The sequence below is a fragment of the Limnohabitans sp. MMS-10A-192 genome (assembly GCF_003063335.1).
GTDB lineage: Bacteria > Pseudomonadota > Gammaproteobacteria > Burkholderiales > Burkholderiaceae_C > Limnohabitans_A.
Map to the genome: position 1 here is coordinate 356,512 of NZ_NERX01000004.1, position 25,075 is coordinate 381,586.

The following is a 25,075-nucleotide window of genomic DNA, read 5'->3' on the forward strand; positions in this document are numbered from 1 at the left end:
AAGCTGGAGCGGGCGGGACAAATGAGAAATTGATGCCAATTCATACCTCAATCGGTATGATTGGTGATGGCTTTCAATTTGCAAAGGGTTTTGACACTGAAACAACTCCGTTTGGTGAGTGTTTTGGGGCGTGAACTCAATCTCAGCCGTTGCGCCGAGCTTTTGCACACCACCCAGCCTGCGGCCTCTCGGGCCTTGTTGCAACTGGAGGCCCAGCTGCAACTGAGCTTATTTCAGCGCACCACCAAGCGCATGGTGCCCACCTCGGCTGGGCTGAGCCTGATTCAGCATGCCAACCGGGTCCTGGCCGAAATCGATCTGGCTGAGGAGAATTTGCTGGGCCTGTCGACGGGTGTCAACGCAGAGATGCGCGTGGGCGTGCTGGCTTCGTTTTCGCCTGAGGTCTTGGCGCGTGCCATGGCGCGATCGCGCGACATGTTGCCCGATGTGTTGTTGAGCACCCAGATGCAGCCGCTGGAGGTGCTTTATGAGCAATTGCTGGATGGCCGCATCGACCTCATGCTGGCCCATGCCGAGTTGCGGGTGGACTTGAACCTGGTGGAGGTGACAACGCTGTACGAAGAGCACAGCACCATCTTGGCCGCTCCGGGGCATCGCCTGCACAAAAAGAAAAAACCCAGTTGGTCGGATTTGGCGCAAGAAGCTTGGGTGTTGCCACCGGCCAACACCCCTTTGCGCCCCAAAATTGACAGGATGCTCTCTGTGTACCGCAGTGGCGATCGCTCAGGCAGGGGGCCTGATGTGCAAACGGATTCGTCCTTGCTCGCCCTCCGTCTGATCAGCCAGACCTCGATGCTGTGGGCCATTGCCCACCAGCAGGCCAAACAGTTTGAGGCCTCCATGCAGGTGAGGACCATTTCGGCCCCGGCAGAGTTGCTCAGGGGCCCGATGTGTTGCTTCAGGTTGCGGCAGGAGAGGATGAAGACGCAGCAAAGCGTCTTCATCGGATGCCTCCAAGACAGCGCACTCAGCCTGGCGGGCTGAGTCTCAGGCCTCAGCTTGCCAGGGCCGCTTTCACCGCGGCAGACACCTCGCCCATATCGGCCTTGCCGGCCAGACGTGTTTTCACTGCGCCCATGACTTTGCCCATGTCGGCGGGGCCCACTTTTTTGCCCATTTCTTCGCTCAGCTCGGCCACGATGGCTTTGACTTCGGTGGCCACTTCTTCGGCCGACATGCGGGCGGGCAGATAAGCCAGCAGCACAGCCATTTCGGCTTTTTCTTTGTCAGCCAAGTCTTGGCGGGCGGCTTGTTCAAATGCCGCGATCGAATCCTTGCGCTGCTTGATCAGCTTGTCCACGATGGCAACCACGGCCACATCGTCGAGTTCGATGCGCTCATCGACTTCTTTTTGCTTCATGGCCGACAACAACAAGCGGATGGTGCCCAGGCGCTCGCTGTCCTTGGCCCGCATCGCGGTTTTCATGTCTTCGGTGATCTGTTCTTTCAGGCTCATGCGGGGCTCCTGGTGAGTGGCAAAAAAGGGGAAGGGTAGAAACAACAAAGCCCGCCTGAGCGTCCTCCAGCGGGCTTGTTCGCAGACCCTTGCGGGTCATACAAAGCAGAAGATCAATACATCTTCTTGGGCAATTGCATGCTGCGAACACGCTTGTAGTGGCGCTTCACGGCTGCCGACTTTTTGCGCTTGCGCTCGGTGGTGGGCTTTTCGTAGAACTCGCGGGCACGCAAGTCTGTCAGCAGACCGAGTTTTTCGATGGTGCGCTTGAAGCGACGCAGGGCAACGTCAAACGGCTCGTTTTCTTTCACGCGGATGGTGGTCATTGAATCAAATTTCCAAAATGTGTGCCGGTCGCTGTTGCAAGGAAGATCGCGCCTTGTAACCCGATACCAGCGGTTCCCCGTCACGAACTAGTATTTGGCAGACGGGGGTTTGCCAGCAAAGCCTCGGATTATAGCCCCATGCAACAAGTGCTTTGCGCACTTGAATCGACTTTGCACTGGGCTTGTTACGAAAGAACGCAATTTACCTCGCGCTTGCACGGGTGTAATTTGGAAAAATTAATAAAATGCATCAAAAATGATCAATTTATTCGTGACCAAGCGCACCCTATGTTCTTTCAACAGCTGATTTTGGCCCTGTCCCTGGGCGTGACCTCCTGCCTTGCCCTGGGCCAAACGACGGAGGCCGCCAAGCCACCCTCGGTGGTCGTTGTGTTGGCCGGTGGTGGCGCCAAGGGCTTTGCCCATCTGGCCGTCTTGCGCAAGCTGGAGCAAGACCGCATCCCCATCGCCCGAATCGTGGGCACCAGCATGGGCGCGGTGATTGGTGGCCTGTATGCCAGCGGCTTGTCGACGGATGAAATTGAGCGCGTGGTCGGTGGGCTGGATCCTTCGAAAGTGGCCCTGGACCAGCTCAACCGGCTTGAGCTGCCATCACGCACTCGGGCATACCAGCAAAAATACCCCGTGGATCTTGAGTTCGGCATCAAGAACGGTGGGCCCAGTTTCGCTCGTGGCGTCAGTGACGGTCAGCGGTTTTTGGCACTTCTGCAAAATTTGACGGCCCATGTGCCGCCACAAGTGAATTTCAATGATTTGAAAATCCCATTCAGGGCCGTGGCGACCCGTTACCGCGATGGCGAAATGAAGGTGTTTGACCAAGGTGCTTTGCATCTGGCCATCCGTGCCAGCATGGCCGCGCCTGCTGTGTTTGCGCCGGTCGAGGTCGATGGCGAGACCTATGTCGATGGTGGCTTGGTGGCCAACTTGCCGATCGAGGTCGCCTTGCATGAGGGCGCTGATGTCATCGTGGCCTCTTTTCTGGCAGGTGGCACGGAAGAGGGGAAAACGGAGTCGGCCAACCATGCCTTGGCGGTGGCCAACCGCATGGTGGATATCTTGATTCGCCAAAATGAAAAACGGAACTTGGCTTTGTTGCGTCCGCAGGACATTCTTGTGAAGCCTCAGTTGGCCGACATTGGCTTTGCAGATTTCAACCGGGCTGCCGAAATTGCCCAACGCGGGCAAGCGGCCGTCGCCAGTGTGGAAAACCGTTGGACCGTGTTGAGGGCGGTCAAGACACAAGCGCAGGATGCCCCGGCGCTCAATCGTTTGTCATTTGACCAGCGGGAGAAGCACATTGTGGCGATCGAGGCCCAAGGACAAGAAGATGTGTCTGCCAGCTACATTCAGTCGGTCATGGCGCCCTTGGTGAATCAAGAGTTCACCCCAGCCGAAACTGAACGCTACATCGATGAGCTCTACACCAGTGGATTCTTTGATTTGGTGAGCTACAGCTTGCAGCAACAACAAGGCCATCAATACAAATTAATCGTCCATGTGCGCGAAAAGCCCTACAGCCCACACTTCCTGAAAACGACTTTGGGCTTTTCATCCGAGGTGGGCGGCATGACCCAATTCACAACAGGGTTCGGTTACCGGCGTCCTTGGTTGACGCCTTCCGGTCTGGAGTTCTCGCTCGATGCCCGACTGGGCACACAGTCTGAATTGGCTGCACGTTTGCTCCAGCCTTTGTCGGGCCGTTGGAGCGTAGAGACGGGCGTGTCCTGGGACCGCAACAACTTGCCGCTGTATCGGTCGTCTTATTTCCCTGAGGACCACAGCAACATCAAACTGGCTTACTACAGCCAGACCACGCAGAGCTGGGATGCCAAGCTGGTGTACGACTTGGATCGCAAGGTGAACGTCAAGGTGGGCCTGACATCGAGCAGCATTCGCCGATCGCTGGACACCACCTCCGAGCTGGAAACGACCACAGGTTCGAACACCGAGACCTTGCGCTACAACGGCTTGAAAACCCAGGTGCAAGTGGATCAACTGGATTCATTGAGCTTCCCGACGCGCGGTTATTTTTTGAACGCCAGTTTGGAGCAAGGCATCTCGGGGGCGGTGTATTCCGGTGCGCGCTTGAACGCGAAATGGGCCCACGCGCTTGGGCCCCACATTTTCAATGTGGGCCTCAATCTGGCACAAGACCGCGTGAAATTGGATTGCGACACTTGCCGCGCACCTAGCCAGTTGTACTTGGGCGGATTTCAGGCCATGGGGGCTTACCGCATGGGCCAGTTGGTCGGCGACCAACTGGCCCACCTTCAAGGCACCTACATGTACCGGATGACCGACGGCGGGCTGTTCAACCAGCGCACCTACATCGGCACGGTGCTTGAAACGGGCGATGCCTGGAATTCAGGCTCGGCTATGAAGAAGCTCTACAGCGGCACTTTGTTTGTCGCCGTCGACAGCAAGATCGGTGACATCTACTTGGGCACCGCCCGGGGCAGCGGTGGCGTCTACAACGTCTTTGTGCAATTGGGCCGACGCTTCAGTTATTGAGCAGGGAGTCATCACGTGAGCATGAACTTTATGCGCATCGACGAGGTTGTCATGAGTGGCGATGGTTTCTACCAGTCGATGGCCTACCACGCCTACCTGTCTTTGGAGTTGGCCAGCTTTGCGCTGCAGTGCACCTTGTGTTTGCTCAGCATTGCGCTCGGCTATCTGGTGCGCTGGCGCTTGCTCAAGCGCATCCCTGTGCAAGGGCAGTGGCCCCGGCTTTGGCATGCCGGTGTCCAAACCACGGGGCCAGCTGTGGTGGCCGTGATTTGCATGGCGGCTTTGTTTTTCATGGGCCGGGCCTTGGGACAAACTTCACATGAGCTGATGGTCTTGTGGAAGGTTTTGTCTTTGACCTTGTGGGTCATGGCGATCCGTGTCTCCGGCTGGTTCTTCAGGCATGTGCTGCACCCGCACGAGGTATTGCGGATTTTTCTGCACCTGATCGAGTGGTCGGTGGTCCTGGTGACTGTGCTCACATTCTTCGGCCTGTTTCAGCCGCTGATTTCGCAGGTTCGATCGATCGAGTTTTCCATTGGCGCTCAGGTGTTCAAGGGCGCCAACATCTTGACCGGTGTGCTCATGGGCGTGGTGGCGTTGACCGTGGCGGGGCAAATCGCCGATTTGGTGGATCGTTTGTTGCAACGCTATGCACGCCAAGAAACGATCCAGGCCAACGATGCCTTGATCCTGACGCGGCTGTTCAGCATGGGCATTTTCGTCTTCACCCTGGTCGGGGTCTTGGTCAGCTCGGGGGTGGATTTGACCACCCTGGCCGCATTTGCCGGGGCCATGGGCATTGGCCTGGGCTTTGGCTTGCAAGAGTTTGTGGTCAATTTTGTGAGCGGTGTCTACGTCTTGATTGAACGCGCCCTGAAGGTTGGCGACTATGTGACCATCAACCAGATCACGGGCCGTGTGGTGCAGCTGAGCAGCCGCGCGGTGGTGGTGCGCGACTCGGTGGGCACAGAAAGCTTGATTCCCAACAGCAGCGTGATCAAAGGTGTGTTGCAAAACCACACCCTCAGCAACGATGATTTTCGTGTCTCGTTTCTGTTGAAAATCGCCGATGTGGCCGACTACCCACGTGCCCGCGACTTGATTTTGCAGTCGCTCAAGACCACTCCCAGGGTCTTGCCCGAGCCCGCAGGGAATGTGCTGATTGTCTCGGTCGCGGCCAGCGAGGTGAATTTGGAAACGAGCTTTTGGATCAACGACTTGCAAAACGGTCAAAAGGGCTTGGTGTCCGATCTCATGTTTGACATCTGCATGCGTTTTCGCCAAGAGGGCGTACTGCTGGCTTCACAAGACGCGGATGGACCAAAATCCATTTCGGGCAAGCCTGTTGTGGCGTGAATTGTTTCGTGGGCTCAAGCTGGCCCCGGCAGCGCTTGCGCACAGGCGTGCGCACTGGCCCAGGCCCATTGGAAGTTGTAGCCGCCCAGCCAGCCGGTAACGTCGATCACTTCGCCAATGAAGTACAGCCCAGGCTGTTTGGATTCCATCGTTTGTGAGGACAGATCGCGCGTGTCCACGCCGCCCAGAGTGACCTCGGCTTTTTTGTAGCCTTCGCTGCCGGTGGGCGTGAGGCACCAGTTGGACAAGGCCTCGGCCAATTTGTTCAGCGCCTTGTCGGGCACTTCTGCCGATGTGCGCTGCAAGGCCGCGTCCTGACCCACCCAGGCTTCGGCCAGTCGGCTGGGCACCAGTGTGGCCAGTTCATTGCCCAACAGTTTTTTGGAGCGCAGCTTGGCTTCTTGCAATCGCGCGGGCAGGTCCACTTCCGGTGCGAGGTTCAATCGGATGGGGGTGCCGTCTTGCCAGTAGCTGGAGATTTGCAGCACAGCCGGACCCGACAGGCCCCGGTGCGTGAAGAGCAAATCCTCGTCAAAGTGCATGCGTGTTTTCTTCTCGCCGGTTTCAATGCCCACCGGCAAAGCCAGCCCGGCCAGCTGGGCATAGGGGGCCCAGGCCTCACCGTCAAAAGTCAGCGGCACCAAGCCCGCGCGGCGCTCGACCAAGCGCAGACCAAACTGCGTGGCCACTTCGTAGCCCCAAGCTGTGGCGCCGATCTTGGGAATGGACAGGCCGCCTGTGGCCACCACCAGTGACCGTGTCTCGAACAGGCCCTGGGGGGTGTCGAGCGCATAGCCGCCGCCCTCCAGATGGCGCACAGCTTTGACGCTGCAAGCGGTGCGCAGTGTCACACCACCGGCATCGCATTCGGCCAGCAGCATGCGGATGATGTCTTCGGCCGAGTGGTCGCAAAAGAGTTGACCCTTGTGCTTTTCATGGAAGGCGATGCCGTGCTTTTGCACCAGATCGATGAAATCAAGAGGCGTGTAGCGCGACAGGGCCGAGCGGCAAAAATGCGGGTTCTGGCTGATGAAGTGTTTTTGCGGCGCCGATGCGTCGAGCCGCCGGTTGGTGAAGTTGCAGCGCCCGCCACCCGAGATGCGGATTTTCTCGGCCACCTTGTCACTGTGGTCGATGACCAGCACTTTCAGCCCGCGCTGGCCCGCCACGCCGGCACAAAACAAACCGGCAGCCCCGGCACCCACGATCACCACGTCCCAAGTATTCATGGACAAGGAGTGTAGGGCCAAGGGCCTCACGCCGCATGGGCGTGCTGTGCTGATTTAGCCGTTCGACTTCATGAAGCCTTGCAGCATGCCCAGCCCCTGAGACATCAGATCACCTTCGGGCAGTTTGCCGTTGGGGGTGAACTGGTCCACCAGACCGGGCAGGTGCTCAGACAAAGTCGATGCCATTTGGTCAGAGGACAGACCGGCTTTTTCGGCCATGGCCTGCAAGGGGCCGTGGCCCAGGGCGGACTGGATTTGTTCCATGGAAATCGGCAGGTTGCTGCCCGTGCCGATCCAGGAGGCCACGATGTCACCGAGCCCTTTGCTTTGGAAGGCCCCCATCAGACCTGACAGGCCACCGAGCTGAGGGTTGTTGAGCAACTGGCTCACCACACCCATCAAATTCACGCCCCCGGCGGATGGTTGTGTGTTGGACAAAGCCCCGGCCACCTGGCCTGCGATCGCATCAAAAATTCCCATGGTTCTCTCCCTGTTGAGCCAGCCCGGCGGGCCGTGCAGGCAGGAGTCTAGGGGCGAAGGCCCCAGCGCAGGCGCAAGGCTGTGAGCAATGTGTTTTCTTTTGTAAAGCCCCGGTCAGAGACCTCAGGCGGTGCGATGGTTCAGATGCGCGGACTCTTGTGACCCATGCCACGCCCGAGCCCCTTGCACCACATCGCCCACCACGATGATGCTGGGGCTTTGCAAGCCTTCGTGTTGAACGGTGGCCACCAGTTCGCCCAGTGTGGTAAGTGCCTGGCGCTGTGTGGGCAAGCTGGCGTGCTGCACCACAGCCACAGGGGTCTGTGCTGGCAAGCCTTGCAGCAAGCCACGGCTGATGTGGTCCAGGCTGCTCACGCCCATGTAGATCACGAGCGTCAGCTTGGCCTGGTGGGCCGTGGTGGCCAGCTGCACCCAGTCGGTCCCGCTGTCGCCGGGTTTGGCGTGGCCGGTCACAAACACCACGCCGTGCGCGTGCTCGCGGTGGGTCAGCGGCGCGCCCAAGCTGCTCATGCCTGCCAGGCCCGAGGTGATGCCGTTGACCACCTCGACGTCGATGCCCGCTTGGCGCAGGTGTTCGACCTCTTCGCCGCCTCGGCCAAAGATGAAGGGGTCGCCGCCTTTGAGGCGCACCACATGCTCGCCCTCCTGCACGGCGGTGATCATCAGCTTGTCGATGAAAGCCTGTGGCGTGCTCTTGCAGCCGCCGCGCTTGCCCACATGCACGATGCGGGCGCTGGGCGAGGCGTGTTCGAGCACCGCGTCGTTGACCAGATCGTCCACCAGCAGCACCGTGGCGCTGGCAATGGCTTTCACGGCTTTGAGGGTCAGCAGTTCGGGGTCGCCGGGGCCTGCGCCAACCAGGGTGCAACTTCCCATGCCCTGTGCCTTGTCATCGCGAGCGAAGCGTGGCGATCCAGTTTGGGCGATGTGCGCTGTGCTGGCCAAGTCTGAAAACGGTGTAGGGGTCTTCATGTTTTCACCTCGCGCAGAATGTGTTGGACTTGCTGTGCAATCGCCTCGGGCACCGGCAGCAAGCCCTGCAGCACATGCTCGGTGTATGTGGCGGTGGCGGCAGCGTCGGTCGTGGGCAGTTCAGGCACTTGCACGAGCGAGCCTTCTCGTTGGTCTTGCACGCGCACCGTCTGGCCATTTTTAAAAACGTCCATCGCCGGGGTGCGGCGTGCATCGGCCACGGGTTCGCCTTCGGTGCCGCGCAGCAGCAAGGCATGCTGTCCTGTCAGGGCAAAAGTGGCCGACATCGACAGCAAATATTCGGGGTGGGTGTAGCTGCTCACCACCAGCGCGGGACCATCGCAGGGGTTCATGAGTTTCACCAGGCTGTGGCCGGGGTTGCGCAGGCCCACCACGCGGCGCACAGCCAGCAGGCGGTCCAGCCCGGCGTTCAAAACGCCGGTGAGGATGAACTGCACTTGCCCGGCAGCAGCGGGGCTCACAGGGTTCGCTGCATTCACACCCAGGTGCGCCAACACCGCCTGGCTGCTCACGCGTTTGTCTTCGGTGGCCGCGCCATGCACCACCACGGCCACGCCTTCGCGGGCCAGCAGCAGCGCCAAAAGCGGCGTGAGCACCGGCAGTTTGCGGGCGCCGTTGTAGCTGGGCAGCACCACTGTAGGTGTTTGGTCGGTGTGGACCTTGTTCAACCGGGCATGGGTGGCGTCCAGAAAACCGGCCATCTCTTCGGGCGTCTCGCCCTTGATGCGCATGGCGATGCAAAACGCGCCCAGCTCCAGGTCGCTCACCTGCTGGTCGAGGATCTGGCCCATCAGGTCGGCGGCCTGTGCGCGGCCCAGCGCCCGCGCGCCGTCTTTGCCGCGGCCGATGTCCTTGATGTAGTGGCTGATTCCCATGTGCCGGATTGTGAAGGAAGTCAGATAACTGTTCGTTATATGGGTATGCGTGGACGTGCTCAGGCGGGCACCGCTGTCTGCCGGATGATTTGGCGCAACTCGGGCACGCAGGAGCCGCACTGGGTGCCGCATCGCAGCTGGCCTTGCAGCGCGGCCAGGCGCTGTTCTTCGTTGCCACTTTGGGTGCGCAGGCAGGCGGCAATGGCGTCTTCGCGCACATTGAGGCAACTGCACACTTGGCGGCTGGCCGGCGCGGCCCCTTCGGGCGGCGCGTCGGAGGCCATCAGCCACTGGCGGGCTGGCCAGTGGAGTGGCGTGGCTTCTTGCAACAAGGTCTTGAGCCAGCGGCCTGAGCGGCTGTCGCCTGCCACCAAAAAGCCTTGCAGGCTGCGCTGGCCTGGGGTGTTGGGTGGGAGCACATCGGATGCGCTGAGCTTCACCGAGCGGCGCTGCATGCGCACCGCGTCTTGGTAGTGCAAGGTGTCCGGACTGTTCAGGCCCAGGGCCTCGGCCACGGTGTGCAGCAGCGCGGCATCGACAGCTTGACTGCAGGCCGCCCGCAGCAGCAAACCGGTGCGTGGGGCCTGATCGGTCAGCGCCGCGCTGGCGTCGGTGAAGGGCACCAGGTGCGCAAAGTCGAATTGCGGCAACAGCTTTTGCAATTGCTGGCGCACCGTCCAGACCTGGTCGGCTGGCAGCCAGGCCATGGCTGCTACTTGCCAGCTGGCATCGGCCGACAGGGCGGCGCGGGTGATCTGCACCGCTGCGTGCTTGAGCTCGGGTTGTTTGGACGTGGGGCAGTAGCTGGAGGTGGTCAGCACGTTCACGCCCAGTCCCGCCTCGCCCTGTGCATCGCGGCCACTGAGCACCTCGGGGCCCCAGTGCATGGCGATGAAGGCTTGCATGGGGGCGACCTGTGGACTGGCCTGCACCGGCAGCACCAGGCTGCCGCGCTTGCTGCGCACCTGCACCAGCTCGCCGTCTTGCAGGCCCAGTCGCTGGGCGTCTTGCGGGTTCATTTGCACGCAGGGCTCGGGGCTGTGGGCATACAGGCGTCCTGCGGTGCCGGTGCGGGTCATGCCATGCCACTGGTCGCGCAAGCGGCCTGTGGTGAGGGAAAACGGAAACTGCGACACGCGTTCTTCGGCCACCGGTTGCCAGGCCACGGCGGCAAAGCGTGCGCGACCATCGGGGGTGGGGAACTGGCCATCGGCATACAGGCGCGCTTGCCCGGTGCTGGCCCCTTCGGGCAGGGGCCATTGGGTGGGGCCTTCGTTTTCCAGACGGGCGTAGCTCAGACCCGTGATGTCGAGGTCGCGTCCACGGGTGCTCTCGCGGTGCTCGTTCCAGACCGACTCGGGTGTGGGGTAGCTCAGCAGTCGCGCGTCTTGGGGGCGACCCAGCGCCACGGCCAAGCGCCGACCCAAGTCTGCTGCAATGGCCCAATCGGCGCGGGCCTCGCCTGGTGCTGCCACGGCAGCGCGTACACGGCTGATGCGGCGTTCGCTGTTGGTCACCGTGCCTTCTTTTTCGCCCCAGGTGGTGGCGGGCAAAAGCAGGTCGGCAAAGTCGCATGTTGCGGCAGTGGCAAATGCTTCTTGTACCACCACGAACTCTGCGCGTTGCAGGGCGCGGCGCACGGTTTTTTGATCGGGCATGGACTGCGCCGGGTTGGTGCAAGCGATCCACAGGGCCTTGATCTGGCCATCGGCAGCAGCTTCGAACATCTCGACGGCCGTCAGGCCTGGTTTGGCGGGCACATCGGCCACACCCCAAAGGGCGGCCACTTCGGCGCGGTGTTGCGGTTTGACCAGATCGCGGTGCGCCGACATCAGGTTGGCCATGCCACCCACTTCGCGCCCGCCCATGGCGTTGGGCTGACCTGTGAGCGACAGGGGGCCTGCGCCAGGGCGCCCGATTTGCTGGGTGGCCAGGTGCAGGTTGATGAGCGCCGCGTTTTTGGCGGTGCCGTTGCTCGACTGGTTCAGACCCTGGCAATACAGGCTGAGGGTCGGGCTGCGCTCAGTGCCGTCTTCTTGCACGCCCGCAAACCAGCGGGCCGCGGTGAACAGATCAGCTTCGGGCACGCCGCAAATCTGGGCCACATGCGCAGGGGTGTGGTCGGCCACCAGCGCTTGCAAAGCTTCAAAGCCCGAGGTGTGGGCGGCGATGTAGTGTGGTTGCGTCCAGCCCTGGGCCAACATGATGTGCAGCAGGCCATGGAACAGCATGACGTCGGTGCCGGGCTGGATCGCCAGGTGCAGGTCCGCCATGTCGGCGGTGTCGGTGCGGCGCGGGTCGACCACGACCATCTTGAGCGCCGGGTTGGTGCGTTTGGCGTCTTCGATGCGGCGAAACAAAATCGGGTGGGCCCAGGCCGCGTTGCTGCCCGCAATGAACAGGCACTGCGCGTGCGCGATGTCCTCGTAGCAGGCAGGCGGGGCGTCGGCCCCCAAGGTCATCTTGTAGCCCGCGACCGCGCTGCTCATGCACAGGCGCGAGTTGCTGTCGATGTTGTTGGTGCCCAACAGGCCCTTGGCCAGTTTGTTGAAGACGTAATAGTCCTCGGTGAGGAGCTGGCCCGAGATGTAAAAGCCCAGCGCGTCGGGTCCGTGGTTTTGCACGATGGTGGCCAGCCGCTGGCTGGCCATGTGCATGGCCGCGTCCCAGTCCAGCGCTTGCGGTGCCTGGCCGCGCACAGGGCGCCACTGGGGCGTGAGCAGCCGGGTTTGCGCGGTCACCTGCGGTGCCGCCGTCAGGTGCAACGACTGGCCCTTGGTGCACAGGCGTCCAAAGTTGGCCGGATGCAGAGGGTCGCCTCGCACGCCGGTGATCTGAGCGCCGAGCGACTCGATGACCACGCCGCAGCCCACGCCGCAATAGGGGCAGGTGGAGCGGGTTTCTTGCAGGATGGGGATCATGGTGTGGCGCTGTCATCGCGAGGAGCGCAGCGACGTGGCGATCCATGTATGGACTGCCACGCTTCGCTCGCAGTGACGAGGACATTGTTCATGCGGTCATGGCCTTGCGTGACACCGGTCCTGCAACAGGCCGTGTCAGGTCCGTCGCATGACCGACCAATTCATCGGCATTCAAAAACACCACGCCCGCCTCGACCTTGACTTCAAAGCGCGGTGTGCAGCCCTCGTCGGGCGCTTGCGCCTGGCCGTCGCACAGGCCAATCGTCCAGTTGTGCAGCGGGCAGGCCACGCTGGTGCCAAACACGATGCCTTGCGACAGCGGCCCGCCCTTGTGCGGGCAGCGGTCAAGCAGGGCAAACACCTCGTCGGCGTCGTTGCGGAACACGGCCACGTCCAGGCCTTGGTCACGCGCCACGCGGCGCGAGCCCAGCACCGGAATGTCTTCCACCCGGCAGATTTTTGTCCATGCGGTCATGGGGATTCCTTGTCTTGATTCAGGCGGTGGTCAGGGGCTCGAACTGGCGGGTGTCCACCTTGGCTTCTTGCAGCTCAAACCACGGATCGGGCTCGCCTTCGAGCGCTGCTTGCAGCTTGGCCCACAAGGCCTGGCGCAGCAGGGCGTCGTCCAGGATCTTTTTCTTCACGTAGTCCAGACCTACCCGGTTGATGTAATGCACCGTGCGCTCCAGGTACCAGCCTTCTTCGCGGTACAACTGCATGAACGCGCCGGTGTATTCCAGCACTTCTTCGGCGGTTTTGAGCTTGGTGAAAAAGTGCGCCACTTCGGTCTTGATGCCGCCGTTGCCGCCGACATACATTTCCCAGCCGCTGTCCACACCGATGATGCCCACGTCCTTGATGCCGGCTTCGGCGCAGTTGCGCGGGCAGCCCGACACGGCGAACTTGACCTTGTGCGGTGCGTACATGCGCCACATGGCTTTTTCGAGGTCCTTGCCCATTTGCGTGCTGTCTTGCGTGCCCATGCGGCACCACTCGCTGCCCACGCAGGTTTTGACCGTGCGCAGGGCCTTGGCATAGGCATGGCCGCAAGGCATGCCGATGTCTTTCCACACACCCACCAGGTCTTCTTTTTTGACGCCCAGCAAGTCAATGCGCTGGCCACCCGTGACCTTGACAGTGGGGATCTGGTACTTGTCGACCACATCGGCGATGCGGCGCAGCTCGGCGGCGGTGGTCTCGCCCGCCCACATGCGCGGGATCACGCTGTAGGTGCCGTCTTTCTGGATGTTGGCGTGGCTGCGTTCGTTGATGAAGCGGCTTTGCGGGTCGTCTTGCGCCTCTTTGGGCCAGGTGCTGATCAGGTAATAGTTGACGGCCGGGCGGCAGCTGGCGCAGCCGTTGGGCGTGCGCCAGTCCATGAACTTGAACACGCCGCCCACCGTGAGCAGTTTGTGGTCGCGCACCGCGTCGCGCACCGCCTGGTGGCCGTGCTCGGTGCAGCCGCACATGGGCTTGAGCTTGGGCGTGGCCGAATAGTCCCCACCGGCGGTGAACATCAGAATCTGTTCGACCAAGCCGGTGCACGAACCGCAGCTGGCGCTGGCCTTGGTTTGTTTGCGCACTTCGTCGAGCGTGAACAGGCCCTTGTCCTTGATGGCTTTGCAGATTGCGCCCTTGGTCACGCCATTGCAGCCGCAAACCTCGTCGGTGTCGGCCATGGCGGCGGCTTTGCTTTGGCCCTGGTGGCCCACATCGCCAATGTTCGATTCGCCAAACATCAGCTTGTCGCGGATGTCGGCCACGCTGCGGCCGTCGCGCAGCAGCTTGAAGTACCAGCTGCCATCCACCGTGTCGCCATACAGGCAGGCACCCACCAACTGGTCGCCCTTGAGCACCAGCTTTTTGTAGACGCCGCCAGCCGGGTCGCTCATGACGATTTCTTCGCACTCGGGGTTGCCCATGAAGTCGCCCGCGCTGAACAGGTCGATGCCCGTCACTTTGAGTTTGGTGGAGGTCAAAGAACCTGTGTAGCGGGCAATGCCGAACTCGGCCAGGTGGTTGGCCAGCACTTTGCCTTGCTCAAACAGCGGGGCCACCAGGCCGTAGGCAATACCCCGGTGCGCGGCGCATTCGCCCACGGCCCAGATGCGCGGGTCGGTCACGGTTTGCAGGGTGTCGCTCACCACGATGCCTCGGTGCACATGCAGGCCCATGCTTTCGGCCAGCGCCGTGTTGGGGCGGATGCCCACGGCCATGACCACCAGATCGGCGGGGACATGCGTGCCATCCTTGAATTCGACTTTGCTGACCCGTCCTGTCTCGTCTCCGATCAAGGCTGAAGTCTGCGCGCTCATGCGGAACTGCATGCCGCGCGCTTCGAGCGAGGTTTGCAGCATTTGCGCGGCCACCTTGTCGAGCTGGCGCTCCATCAGCCAGTCGCTGCCATGCACCACGGTCACTTGCATGCCACGCTTCATCAGGCCGTTGGCCGCTTCCAGTCCCAGCAGGCCACCGCCGATGACCACTGCGTGTGGGTATTGAGTGGCGGCGTCGATCATGGCCTGCGTGTCGGCGATGTCGCGGTAGGCCAGCACGCCGTGCAGGTCTTTCCCGGGCAGGGGCAAGATGAAGGGGTTGGAGCCGGTGGCGATCACCAGTCGGTCATAGGGCGTTTGCAGGCTCTCACCGGCCGCATTCTGCGCAGTGACCACGCGCTGGACGCGGTCGACTGCCGTGACCTTCCACCCAGCGTGCAGCGTGATGCCGTTGTCCTTGTACCAGGCCCAGTCGTTGAGCACGATCTCATCGAGTGTTTGCTCACCCGCCAGTACGGGTGAGAGCAGGATGCGGTTGTAGTTGGGGTGCGGCTCGGCACCGAAGACGGTGATGTCGTACAGGTCGGGCGCGAGCTTGAGCAGCTCTTCGATGGCCCGGACCCCGGCCATGCCGTTACCGACCATGACCAGTTTCATTTTTTCTTTGGTGTTGACGCGCATGTCCATGGTCTTGTCCTTAAGCAGTCTTTTCCACATGCGCCTGGCGTGTGTAAAGGAAGTCGATCACCGCTTTGCGGTAACGCTGGTAGTCGGCGCTTTCGGCCAACTCCACTCGCTGGCGCGGGCGGGGCAAATCTACGCTCAAGACTTCGCCAATCGTGGCGGCAGGGCCATTGGTCATCATCACAATCTTGTCGGACAGCAGCACCGCCTCGTCCACGTCGTGCGTGACCATGACCACGGTGCTTTGGGTGCGTGCCACGATCTCCAGCAGTTCGTCTTGCAGCTTGGCGCGGGTCAGGGCGTCCAGCGCGCCAAAGGGTTCGTCCATCAGCAAGACCTTGGGCTCCAAGGCCAGCGCACGGGCAATGCCCACCCGCTGCTTCATGCCGCCCGAGATTTCGCCGGGGCGCTTTTGCGCAGCGTGGGTCAGGCCCACCATGTCCAGCGCGGCGTCGGTGCGCGCCTTGAGCTGGGCCTTGCTCTCGGTCTTGCCAAACACCCGCTCGATGCCCAGGTGCACGTTGTCAAAGCAGGTCAGCCAGGGCAGCAGTGAGTGGTTCTGGAACACCACAGCGCGCTCGGGGCCGGGGCCTGCGATCTCGCGGTTGGCGCACAGCAGCACGCCTGCGGTGGGGGTGGTCAAGCCAGCGATCAGGTTGAGCAAGGTGGATTTACCGCAACCCGAGTGGCCGATCAGGGCCACGAACTCGCCCTTGGCGATGTCCAGGTGGATGTCACGCAGCGCCGGGAACAATCCCTTGTTGGTTTTGAAGGTCTGCTCAACGCTTTGGATCTGGATGTATTTGGAATCGTTGTTCATGATGCAACGTCCTCATAAGTGAATGCGGTGGCGATGCGGATCAAGGCGTATTCCAGAATCAAGCCCACCAAGCCGATCACAAAGATCGCGATGATGATGTTCTTGACGTTCAGGTTATTCCACTCGTCCCAGACCCAAAAGCCGATGCCCACACCGCCCGTCAGCATCTCGGCGGCCACGATCACCAGCCACGCTGTGCCTACGGCCAGGCGCACACCGGTCAGCATGTAAGGCAGCACGGCCGGGAAGAGGATGGTGGTGGCGATCTTCCATTCCGACAGGTTGAGCACCCGCGCCACGTTCAAATAGTCCTGCGGCACGCGCTGCACACCCACGGCGGTGTTGATGATCATCGGCCAGATCGAGCAGATGAAAATCGTCCAGATGGCCGCCGGGTTTGCGCCTTTGAAGACCAGCAAGCCGATCGGCAGCCAAGCCAATGGCGACACCGGGCGCAGCAAACTGATCAGCGGGTTGAACATGCGCGAGAGGAAGGTGAAGCGCCCGATGACAAAGCCCGCCGGGATGCCCACGAGTGCCGCCAAGCCAAAGCCCACCGCCACGCGTTCGAGCGACATCAGCACGTTCCAGCCCACGCCCTGGTCGTTGGGGCCCTTGCGGTAGAACGGATCACTGAAGATGTCGATGGCCTGCACGCCTGTTTCATAAGGGCTGGGGATGCTGCCCTTGGTGGTGATGGACACCAGTGACCACAAACCGATCAACAGAACCAGACCCATGAGCGGCGGCAAGACCGCCATCCAGAAGTTGTGCCACTGTCGAGCGCGTTGCATTTGCGTGGCAGCCTTGGCTGTGGCGGCGGCAAGCTCTGCGGCAGTCGGGGGGGGCCGCTTGACAGAGGCAGTTTTGCCCCCGGTGGGTGAATGGAAAACGGCGCTGACCATGGGGTTCTCCTTCACGCTTTGACTTTGAAGCCGTCGGCGTATTTCTTGGGGTCTTTGCCGTCCCAGACCACGCCATCAATGCCTTTGTGGCTGCGCATGTCGCTTTTGGGCACGGCAGCTTTGGCGGCAGTGGCCGCGTCTTTGTAGAGTGCGATCTGGTTGATCTGTTTGGCCACGCCCAGGTAATCGGGGTGGTCTTTGAGCAAGCCCCAGCGCTTGTGCTGGGTCATGAACCACATGCCGTCAGACAGGTAGGGGAAGTTCACCGTGCCTTCGTTGTAAAACTTCATGTGGTTGGGGTCGTCCCAGGTCTTGCCCATGCCGTTTTGGTAGCGGCCCAAAATGCGCTGGTTGATCGCGTCCACACCGGTGTTGACATACGACTTGTCGGCCACGGTCTCGGCCATCTTGAGCTTGTTTTGCAAGCTCGCGTCGATCCATTGGCCCGCTTCGATGATGGCGGCTGTCACGGCGCGTGCCGTGTTGGGGTATTTCTTGACGAACTCGGCGGTGCTGCCCAGTACTTTTTCGGGGTGGTCTTTCCAGATGTCTTGCGTGGTGGCGGCGGTCACCCCGATGCCGTCCATGATGGCGCGGTGGTTCCAGGGCTCGCCCACGCAAAAACCGTCCATGTTGCCCACACGCATGTTGGCCACCATTTGCGGTGGCGGCACGGTGATGACTTTGGCATCTTTCAGCGGGTTGATGCCGTAGGTCGCCAACCAGTAATACAGCCACATCGCGTGGGTGCCTGTCGGGAAGGTTTGCGCAAAGGTGTAGTCACGTTTGTCGCTTTGCATCAGCTTGGCCAGTCCCGCGCCATCGACGGCGCCTTTGTCGGCCAGTTTTTTGGACAGCGTGATCGCCTGACCGTTGTGGTTCAGGTTCATCAGAATGGCCATGTCTTTTTTGGGGCCCGACATGCCCAAGTGCACGCCGTACACCAGGCCATACAGCACATGGGCAAAGTCGAGTTCGCCGTTGACCATCTTGTCGCGCACACCAGCCCAGCTGGCTTCTTTGCTCAGCACGAACTTGACGCCGTGCTTCACATCAAGCCCCAGCACCGAGGCCATCACGACGCTGGCGCAATCGGTCAAAGGGATGAAGCCGATCTTGACTTCTTTTTTCTCGGGGGCGTCAGAGCCTGCGGCGTAGACCACTGAGCGCAGGGCGGGCGACACGCCTGCTGCGCCCACGGCGGCGGCCTGCAACACGGTGCGGCGGTTGAAGCTGGTTTTCAGAATGTCGGTCATGGCGAAACTCCTGGTGCGGTTTTGAAAAACAAAAAAAGGCGTCCTCATGTCACCCGCGCCTGCTGTGCAGGGCGCGAACGCATGGGGACGCCTTTGTCCGGTGTGAGCTCACCCGCCTTTGGGTGATCTCACGTGTGACCTTCGTTGGTCTTGTTGATTTCAATGCAATTGGCGTGCCAGGGTTCTCTTGGGGGTTTGGGGCTTTGATTGCACCTGTCGGGTGCGGGTGCACTGCACTGGTGCGTCTGAAAGGTGCGTCTGAAAGGTGCCCGTTCAGCCCAGCAACTCGGCCATCTCGACCATTTGTTGCGCGATGTCAGAGAGTTTTACGCCTTTGTTCATGGCCGCCTTGCGCAATTTGCCATAGGCCTCTTGCTCGCTCAGTCCCTGGCGCTGCATCAGCAGACCCTTGGCACGGTCGATCAGTTTGCGGTCTTGCAGCTGGCCACGGGCGCTGTCGAGTTCGGCCAGCAAGGCCTGTTCGTGTTTGAAGCGCGCCATCGCCACGGTCAGGATGGGGTGGATGCGCTCCGGCGCCAACCCCGCCACGATGTAAGCCGTCACGCCTGCGGCCACGGCTTCGTTCATGGGCCGTGTGTCGCTGTCGTTGGTGAACATCACGATGGGGCGGCGCTCGTCGCGCGTGGCCATGACCACGTGCTCGAGCGCATCGCGGGCGTCGCTCTCGGCATCCACGATCACCATGTCGGCCTGCAACTGGGCCAGGCGCTCGGTCAAAAACACATCGGCAGGCAGGGTGGCCACCAAGTTGTAGCCCGCTTCGAGCAGGCCAATGCGCAGCAGCCGTGAGCGCTCTTCAATGGCTTGTGCCTGCTCATCCCCCTCGGCCACCAAGGCGGGGTCGGAGATGATGACGACGATTCTCAAAGCTTCTGGCATGGGGCAAAACACGCAAGAAACGCGCCGACTTTCTGGAAAAGCAGCGTCCGGCTCTGCAGTGCCCGGGGCAAATGTTCAAGCCGCCTGCATGCCGTGCCGCACTTTGGTGCCGGCGCAAGCGGCCGATGCCCAGAACGCCAGCATGGTGCGCACAGCGTCTGCTTGGTCGCTTGTGGCGGCCACGCTGCCCGAGAAGGTGGTGTTGATCTGCACCGCTTCGGGCAGGGGGCCCAGCACGGTGATGCCCGGCACGCCCATCATCTCGCTCAGTTGCTGAAAGCCCAGTGCCACTTCGCCTTGCGCGATCAGGGCGGCCACCGGCACGCCGGGTTTTGCCTGCACCATGCGGTCTTGGATTTGCTCGGAGATGCCCCAGCGGTCGAATTGCGCCGCCAGTTGCACGCCGCTGGGCCCGGTAGAGATGCCCAGTGTGGGCGCATGCAAGACGGCTTGTTTGAGTGCTTCTTCTGTAGAAATGTCGACAAGCGCAGCCCCTTGAGGAATGGCCACCGCCACGCTGGAGTGCACCAAGTCTTTTCGGCTGCCTGGCAGCAGTTGGCCACCTTGCAGCAGTTTGTCGATGGCGTTGCTGGCCAGCACCACGCAGTCAAAGGCTTCACCGGCTTGCACGCGTTTGGCGGCATCGACGCCGCCAACCGATTCCACCTGCACCTCGTATTGGGGTGCGTGGGTTTTGAGCAGCGCAACGAGGTCGGTCAACAAAGCTTTGGTGGCCATGGAAGAGATGACGCGCAGGGTGGTGGTGGACATGGTGTGCTCGGGTCAAAGTGCAGATGAAGAATTAAACCAAATGCCAAGGCGGGGGCGCATCCGCATCTAAACTACCTGTTATGCGAATTTTGGGTATCGAATCTTCTTGCGACGAAACCGGCGTGGCCTTGGTCGAGACCACCGGCGAGGCTTTGCCGCGTCTGTTGTCGCACGCGCTCTACAGCCAAATCGAGATGCACCAGGCCTATGGCGGCGTGGTGCCCGAGCTGGCCAGCCGGGACCACATCCGCCGGGTGCTGCCGCTCACGCGCCAGGTCATGGCGGAGGCGGGCGCGACTTTGTTCGATGTCGATGTGGTGGCCTACACCCGGGGGCCGGGCTTGGCCGGGGCGCTGTTGGTGGGCTCGGGCGTGGCCTGTGCGCTGGCCGCTGCTTTGGGCAAGCCGGTGCTGGGCGTGCACCACCTGGAAGGCCATTTGCTCTCGCCATTTTTGAGCGCCGACCCGCCCGAGTTTCCCTTCATTGCGCTGTTGGTGTCAGGCGGGCACACCCAGCTGATGCGGGTGGACGGCGTGGGCCGCTACGAGCTGCTGGGCGAAACCATTGACGACGCCGCAGGCGAAGCCTTTGACAAATCGGCCAAGCTCATGGGCTTGCCTTACCCCGGTGGCCCGGGCCTGTCGCGCCTGGCCGAGCAGGGCAACCCTGCGGCCTACAAGCTGCCCCGGCCTTTGCTGCACAGTGGTGACTTTGATTTTTCGTTTGCGGGCCTCAAAACCGCTGTGCTCACCCAAAGCCAGAAGATTGGCCCTGCTGCCCACACCGAAGGCGCGCCCGAGCGGGCCGACTTGGCGGCCTCCACCCAGGCCGCGATTGTGGAAGTGCTGGTTAAAAAATCCATGAATGCACTCAAGGCCACCGGCATGAAGCGCCTGGTGGTGGCCGGTGGCGTGGGGGCCAACCGCGAGTTGCGTGCGCAGCTCAATGCCGCCTGCGCCAAAGCTGGGGTGCGCGTGCATTACCCCGAATTGCACCTGTGCACCGACAACGGCGCCATGATCGCCATGGCCGCCGCGATGCGCTTGCAGTCGGGCGCGCAGACGGCCGAGGCACGTTACAGCTTCGATGTGAAACCGCGCTGGCCTTTGCACGAGCTGGTCTGACCTGGCGCGCATGGCCATGAAGATGGATCCCGCATCGGGTGCGGGATGACACATATCGGGTGCGGGATGGCAGCTGGCGGCAAGCCCATCCCTTGTCACCCCGGGCGAAGACCCGGGGTCCATGTCTCAGAGTCCTGGATCAAGACCCGTTACACTGCGCCCCTTTCTAGCTCCAAACCACTTTTGGATGGGTTCTTTTTTTCATATGCATTTGTCTTTCATTTCACGTCGCGCGGTGCTGTCCTTGGCCTGTGCTCTGGCGCTGTCTCCCGTCTGGGCCCAAACACCTGCGCCCATCAAGTTGGCCCTGATCGAAGGGCTGAGCGGCCCCTTTGGCAACACCGGCGAGGCGGTGGTGCGCAACATTGCCTGGGCGGTTGAACGGGTCAACGCACGCGGCGGCGTCAAGACCGCGCAGGGCCTGCGCCCCATGGCGCTGGAGCGCTATGACAGCAAGGGCCAAAGCGAAGAGGCTTTGTCGGCACTCAAATCGGCCATCGACGACGGCGCACAAGTGGTCTTGCAAGGCAACTCGTCGGCCAACGCGGCAGCCCTGATCGATGCCATCAACAAACACAACGAGCGCGAACCGGCCAAGCGTGTGTTGTTCTTGAACTATTCGGCGGTGGACCCGGCGCTGACCAACGAGAAGTGCAGTTTCTGGCATTTCCGTTTTGATGCGCACGCCGACATGCGCATGACGGCCTTGATGCAGGTTTTGCAGGAGGATAAAAAGATCAAATCGGCCTACCTGATCGGTCAGGACTACAGCTTTGGCCAGGCCGTGCTGCGCGAAGCCAAACGCCAGCTGGCCGACAAGCGCCCGGATGTGCAGATCGTGGGTGATGAGTTGCACCCCATGGGCCGGGTGAAAGACTTCTTGCCCTATGCCGCCAAGATCAAGGCCAGCGGGGCGCAAGCGGTCATCACAGGCAACTGGGGCAATGACCTGACGCTCTTGGTCAAAGCCGCACGCGAAGCTGGTTACGAGGGCAAGTTCTACACCTTCTATGGCAACGCTCTTGGCGCGCCAGCGGCGTTGGGTGATGCCGGCGTGGGCCGCGTGATCGCGGTGGCCGACTGGCTGCCCAATGTGCCGGGCAAGGCCAGCGAAGCCTTTTACCGGTCTTTTCGCCAGCGCTTTCCCAAGCCCTCGGAAGACTATGTGCATGTGCGCATGCAGCTGATGGTCGAGGCCTTGGCGCAAGCGGTCGAAAAAGCGGGCAGCACCGAACCGGTGGCGGTGGCCCTCGCGCTGGAAAAAGCCCGCGTCAGCATGGCCGGCCAGACCGGCACCATGCGCGCACAAGACCACCAGTTCCAGCAGCCCTTGGTTGTGGGCGTCATGGAGCGCCAGGGTGCAGCGGGCGTGCCCTTTGATGTGGAAGGTTCAGGCTACGGCTTCAAGGTGATCCGCCAGATCAAGCCTGAGCAAGCCAGCATGCCCAGCAGCTGCAGCATGGTGAGGCCTGGCTGATGCCCGGCCCCGTAAGTGGCGGCGGATGCGGATTGAAAAGGCGGTGACACCGCCTTTTTTTTCGTCTGGCTTTGTCATTCGTCCAGCTGCGGCTGGGGGCCGTGCCATTCCCCGCAAGGTCCTGCGCCATGTTTCGGGGCATTGAAACAAGTTGTAAAACATCCCTAGGTTTTGTTTACTTGTTAAAAATGAATATTAAGATAAACAAAAATTATAAAAACATCAATCTTGATGGGTCAGTGATCAAGATTGAGAAAGTTGGGTGCTGAAGCTTGGTTTCGGTACCCGTCAGGGAGTTTGATAGATAGACCTCTTCCAAACGGATCTCGATCCTGAAAGGCAGCCCCGATGACATTCAAGCGTTACTTCAGCAAGGACTTTCCAAAAGACCTGGGCGCATTGCAACTGAGCCCCGTGCCACAGGTTTTGAAAGACATTTTTCACGACCCAGACCTGCTCTGTTTTGGCGGCAAGGACTGGAAACATGTGGCGCAGGACTTGGAGTTGATCGCCGTCCACGACCGCCCCCGCTTTGTGCTCAGCTTGCTGGCCATGGTGCTGACCGACCAGTGCATGCAGACCTATTTCAAGTCGTCTTATCCAACGTGGCGTGCGCAGACCAACTATCCCAAATTTGCGTGGATGCGTTTTGGGCTTTACAACGAAAACCCCCTGAAGTTGTTGGCTGTGCCCGAGCGTGCGGGTCTGTTGCCAGTCGGGCAGACCCTGGCCTTGATGCCTGAATTTGTCAGTTTTTATCTGGAGCTGGTTGCTGACTATCTGAAAAAGAACATGCCGCAGGTCACGCCAGAGGTCTTCTTCCAATCGGTGTTCAAGGACGGCATCATGCAGCTGGACGATGGCGTGGTGCTGGCGGCTTTCAAGTGCGCTTTGCAGCAAGCCCTGCACCCCGCAGCGGCAGAACACCCCCACATGGCCGATTGGGCCATGGCCTGAGCTGTCCGCATGGATGCTCGCCGCGACGGTGCACCCGCTTGCGGCTGCAGCCTTGTGCTGTTCAGTCACGTTCAGGGTTTGACCCAATAGGAGTCGAAGGCACGCACAGATAGGATTCGGTAGCTGATTTCGTTAGTATGCTAACTGTATGGCATCGCTTGGAATCGTGGACAACCCTTGTCGAAATGCCCGAACTTGCGACCCGAAGCTTGTGGTGGGTACCGACAGCTCACCGCAAGGCCTTTCACTGTGCACCTCGCAGAAAACTACATCCATGGCCAATGGGTCAAGGACCACACGCTCGCCATGCGTGGCGACTCGTTCAATCCCGCCACAGGCGAAAAAGCTGCGCAATTTGTAGCCGCCAGTGTGCAAGAGGTCGAGGCGGCCATCGCCTGTGCCCGCCATGCTTTTGAACACACCACTTGGGCGCAGCAGCCCAAACTGCGCTCGGATGTGCTGCGGGTGTTTGCTGACCGCCTGGAGCAAAACAAAGCCCAGGTGGTACAGACCTTGGTGCAACTCAATGGCAAGTTGCAGCGCGAGGCAGAAGGCGAAGTCATGGCCAGCATTTCCGAGCTGCGCTATTACGCAGGCTTGGCGCGCAACCTGTTTGGCCGCGTCATTGAGATGGAGCCCGAGGTTTACTCGCACATCGAGCGCGAAGCCATTGGTGTGGCGGCGATCATCGTGCCCTGGAATGCCCCCGTCACTTTGCTGGTGCGCTCCTTGGCCCCGGCGCTGGCTGCGGGCTGCACCGTGGTCATCAAGGCCGCGCACCAGACCGCACTGGTGCACACCCAGGTCATGGCCTGTCTGGTGGCCGACGAGCGCATTCCGGCAGGCGTCATCAACTCCTTCATTGAGCAAGACATCGTGGCCACGCAGCACCTGTGTGCGCACCCTGAGGTGGATGTCATCAGCTTCACCGGCTCGACCCATGTGGGCAAGCAAATCGCCTTGTCCACCGCCAAGAACCTGACCCGCCTGTCACTCGAGCTGGGTGGCAAGGCCCCGGCCATTGTGCGGGCCGACGCTGACCTGAGCGCCACGGTGCGCGGCATTGTGGGCGGCGCTTGCGTCATGGCGGGGCAAATGTGCACCGCCATCAGCCGGGTGCTGGTGCACGAATCGGTGGCCGCCGATTTTTCGGCGCAACTGGCCCGCGCTTTGGCGCAGGTCAAAGTGGGGCCGGGCGACCAGCCCAGCTCGGGCATGGGCCCGCTGATCGACCAACGCAACCAGACCCGCTTGCTGGAGGAAGTGCGCGCCGCATCGCAAGACTGCCGCGTGTTGCTGGCCGGACGCGTGCCCGATGACACGCCCCGTGGCGGTGCGTTCATCACCCCTTCATTGGTGGCGACGCAGGACTTGAACAGCCATTTTGTGCAAGATGAAATCTTTGGTCCGCTGATCACGCTGGAGACCTTCACGACAGACGATGAAGCGGTGCTGCGTGCCAACGCCACACGCTATGGCCTGGCCTCATCGGTTTGGACCCAGGACCACCGTGCGGCCCGAAAGATCGCTCGGCGCATCAAGTTTGGCAATGTGTGGGTCAACGCCCACAACCGACTGTTTGCAGAAATCGAGACAGGTGGCTACCGCCAAAGTGGCTTTGGTCGTTTGCACGGCGTGGAAGGCCTCAACGATTTCATGGAAACCAAACATGTGTTCATGCCCTGCAACGATTGA

The 25,075-nt window shown here is 61.3% G+C and carries 21 protein-coding genes; 7 read left to right on the forward strand and 14 right to left on the reverse strand.

Going from position 1 to position 25,075, the window contains the following annotated elements; genetic code table 11:
* Positions 1 to 66 precede the first annotated feature (66 nt).
* Positions 67 to 1,005 (forward strand): LysR family transcriptional regulator, encoded by a 939-nt coding sequence (locus B9Z43_RS10950; RefSeq protein ID WP_108325368.1) that lies wholly within the window; start codon positions 67 to 69, stop codon positions 1,003 to 1,005.
* A 10-nt stretch (positions 1,006 to 1,015) separates the two neighbouring features.
* On the opposite strand, the gene B9Z43_RS10955 is transcribed toward B9Z43_RS10950, so the two are convergent.
* Together B9Z43_RS10955 and rpsU are read right to left on the reverse strand one after the other, a co-directional pair.
* A complete protein-coding gene (locus tag B9Z43_RS10955) occupies positions 1,016 to 1,477 on the reverse strand; it encodes a GatB/YqeY domain-containing protein (RefSeq protein ID WP_108325370.1) in 462 nt (153 codons plus the stop codon).
* Between the two features lie 113 nt (positions 1,478 to 1,590).
* On the reverse strand, positions 1,591 to 1,803 hold the full coding sequence (rpsU, locus tag B9Z43_RS10960) for a 30S ribosomal protein S21 (RefSeq protein ID WP_019428257.1): 213 nt from the start codon (positions 1,801 to 1,803) through the stop codon (positions 1,591 to 1,593).
* Positions 1,804 to 2,091: 288 nt separating this feature from the next.
* Between rpsU and B9Z43_RS10965 the strand changes: the two genes are divergently transcribed.
* Both B9Z43_RS10965 and B9Z43_RS10970 read left to right on the forward strand, forming a co-directional pair.
* Complete coding sequence (locus B9Z43_RS10965) at positions 2,092 to 4,335, forward strand: patatin-like phospholipase family protein (RefSeq protein ID WP_158270106.1); 2,244 nt, start codon at positions 2,092 to 2,094, stop codon at positions 4,333 to 4,335.
* A gap of 21 nt (positions 4,336 to 4,356) precedes the next feature.
* A complete protein-coding gene (locus B9Z43_RS10970) occupies positions 4,357 to 5,691 on the forward strand; it encodes a mechanosensitive ion channel family protein (protein WP_108325374.1) in 1,335 nt (444 codons plus the stop codon).
* 14 nt (positions 5,692 to 5,705) lie between these two features.
* Here the strand turns inward: B9Z43_RS10970 and B9Z43_RS10975 are convergent, their stop codons facing one another.
* From B9Z43_RS10975 to B9Z43_RS11030, 12 genes are all read right to left on the reverse strand, one after another.
* Complete coding sequence (locus tag B9Z43_RS10975; RefSeq protein WP_108325377.1) at positions 5,706 to 6,920, reverse strand: NAD(P)/FAD-dependent oxidoreductase; 1,215 nt, start codon at positions 6,918 to 6,920, stop codon at positions 5,706 to 5,708.
* Positions 6,921 to 6,974: 54 nt separating this feature from the next.
* Positions 6,975 to 7,400, reverse strand: a complete 426-nt coding sequence (locus B9Z43_RS10980) for a YidB family protein (RefSeq protein ID WP_108325379.1) — start codon at positions 7,398 to 7,400, stop codon at positions 6,975 to 6,977.
* Positions 7,401 to 7,523: 123 nt separating this feature from the next.
* The gene (cobA, locus tag B9Z43_RS10985; RefSeq protein ID WP_108325623.1) at positions 7,524 to 8,297 is read right to left on the reverse strand and encodes a uroporphyrinogen-III C-methyltransferase; all 774 of its coding nucleotides are present in this window, start codon (positions 8,295 to 8,297) and stop codon (positions 7,524 to 7,526) included.
* Positions 8,298 to 8,389: 92 nt separating this feature from the next.
* Entirely contained in the window at positions 8,390 to 9,289 is a 900-nt protein-coding gene (ybiB, locus tag B9Z43_RS10990; protein ID WP_108325381.1) for a DNA-binding protein YbiB, read from the reverse strand.
* Positions 9,290 to 9,348: 59 nt separating this feature from the next.
* Positions 9,349 to 12,210 (reverse strand): nitrate reductase, encoded by a 2,862-nt coding sequence (locus B9Z43_RS10995; protein WP_199222293.1) that lies wholly within the window; start codon positions 12,208 to 12,210, stop codon positions 9,349 to 9,351.
* Between the two features lie 88 nt (positions 12,211 to 12,298).
* Complete coding sequence (gene nirD, locus B9Z43_RS11000) at positions 12,299 to 12,685, reverse strand: nitrite reductase small subunit NirD (RefSeq protein WP_108325383.1); 387 nt, start codon at positions 12,683 to 12,685, stop codon at positions 12,299 to 12,301.
* A gap of 19 nt (positions 12,686 to 12,704) precedes the next feature.
* Entirely contained in the window at positions 12,705 to 15,173 is a 2,469-nt protein-coding gene (nirB, locus tag B9Z43_RS11005) for a nitrite reductase large subunit NirB (RefSeq protein ID WP_108325385.1), read from the reverse strand.
* A gap of 10 nt (positions 15,174 to 15,183) precedes the next feature.
* Entirely contained in the window at positions 15,184 to 15,990 is an 807-nt protein-coding gene (locus tag B9Z43_RS11010) for an ABC transporter ATP-binding protein (RefSeq protein ID WP_108325387.1), read from the reverse strand.
* Complete coding sequence (ntrB, locus tag B9Z43_RS11015; protein ID WP_108325389.1) at positions 15,987 to 16,895, reverse strand: nitrate ABC transporter permease; 909 nt, start codon at positions 16,893 to 16,895, stop codon at positions 15,987 to 15,989. The genes B9Z43_RS11010 and ntrB overlap by 4 nt, the downstream gene beginning before the upstream one ends.
* A gap of 11 nt (positions 16,896 to 16,906) precedes the next feature.
* Positions 16,907 to 18,151, reverse strand: a complete 1,245-nt coding sequence (locus B9Z43_RS11020; RefSeq protein WP_108325391.1) for a CmpA/NrtA family ABC transporter substrate-binding protein — start codon at positions 18,149 to 18,151, stop codon at positions 16,907 to 16,909.
* 273 nt (positions 18,152 to 18,424) lie between these two features.
* Positions 18,425 to 19,051: an ANTAR domain-containing response regulator gene (locus B9Z43_RS11025; RefSeq protein WP_108325393.1), complete on the reverse strand. Its 627-nt coding sequence runs from the start codon at positions 19,049 to 19,051 to the stop codon at positions 18,425 to 18,427.
* A 75-nt stretch (positions 19,052 to 19,126) separates the two neighbouring features.
* Complete coding sequence (locus tag B9Z43_RS11030; RefSeq protein ID WP_108325395.1) at positions 19,127 to 19,822, reverse strand: substrate-binding domain-containing protein; 696 nt, start codon at positions 19,820 to 19,822, stop codon at positions 19,127 to 19,129.
* Between the two features lie 80 nt (positions 19,823 to 19,902).
* Between B9Z43_RS11030 and tsaD the strand changes: the two genes are divergently transcribed.
* The 4 genes from tsaD (at position 19,903) to B9Z43_RS11050 (ending at position 25,075) form a co-directional block, all read left to right on the forward strand.
* Positions 19,903 to 20,946 carry a tRNA (adenosine(37)-N6)-threonylcarbamoyltransferase complex transferase subunit TsaD gene (tsaD, locus tag B9Z43_RS11035; protein ID WP_108325397.1) on the forward strand — a complete coding sequence of 348 codons (1,044 nt, stop codon included), beginning with the start codon at positions 19,903 to 19,905 and terminating at the stop codon, positions 20,944 to 20,946.
* A 205-nt stretch (positions 20,947 to 21,151) separates the two neighbouring features.
* Positions 21,152 to 22,423: a branched-chain amino acid ABC transporter substrate-binding protein gene (locus tag B9Z43_RS11040; RefSeq protein WP_108325399.1), complete on the forward strand. Its 1,272-nt coding sequence runs from the start codon at positions 21,152 to 21,154 to the stop codon at positions 22,421 to 22,423.
* Between the two features lie 348 nt (positions 22,424 to 22,771).
* Entirely contained in the window at positions 22,772 to 23,380 is a 609-nt protein-coding gene (locus B9Z43_RS11045; RefSeq protein ID WP_108325401.1) for a hypothetical protein, read from the forward strand.
* 249 nt (positions 23,381 to 23,629) lie between these two features.
* The gene (locus B9Z43_RS11050; protein WP_108325403.1) at positions 23,630 to 25,075 is read left to right on the forward strand and encodes an aldehyde dehydrogenase family protein; all 1,446 of its coding nucleotides are present in this window, start codon (positions 23,630 to 23,632) and stop codon (positions 25,073 to 25,075) included.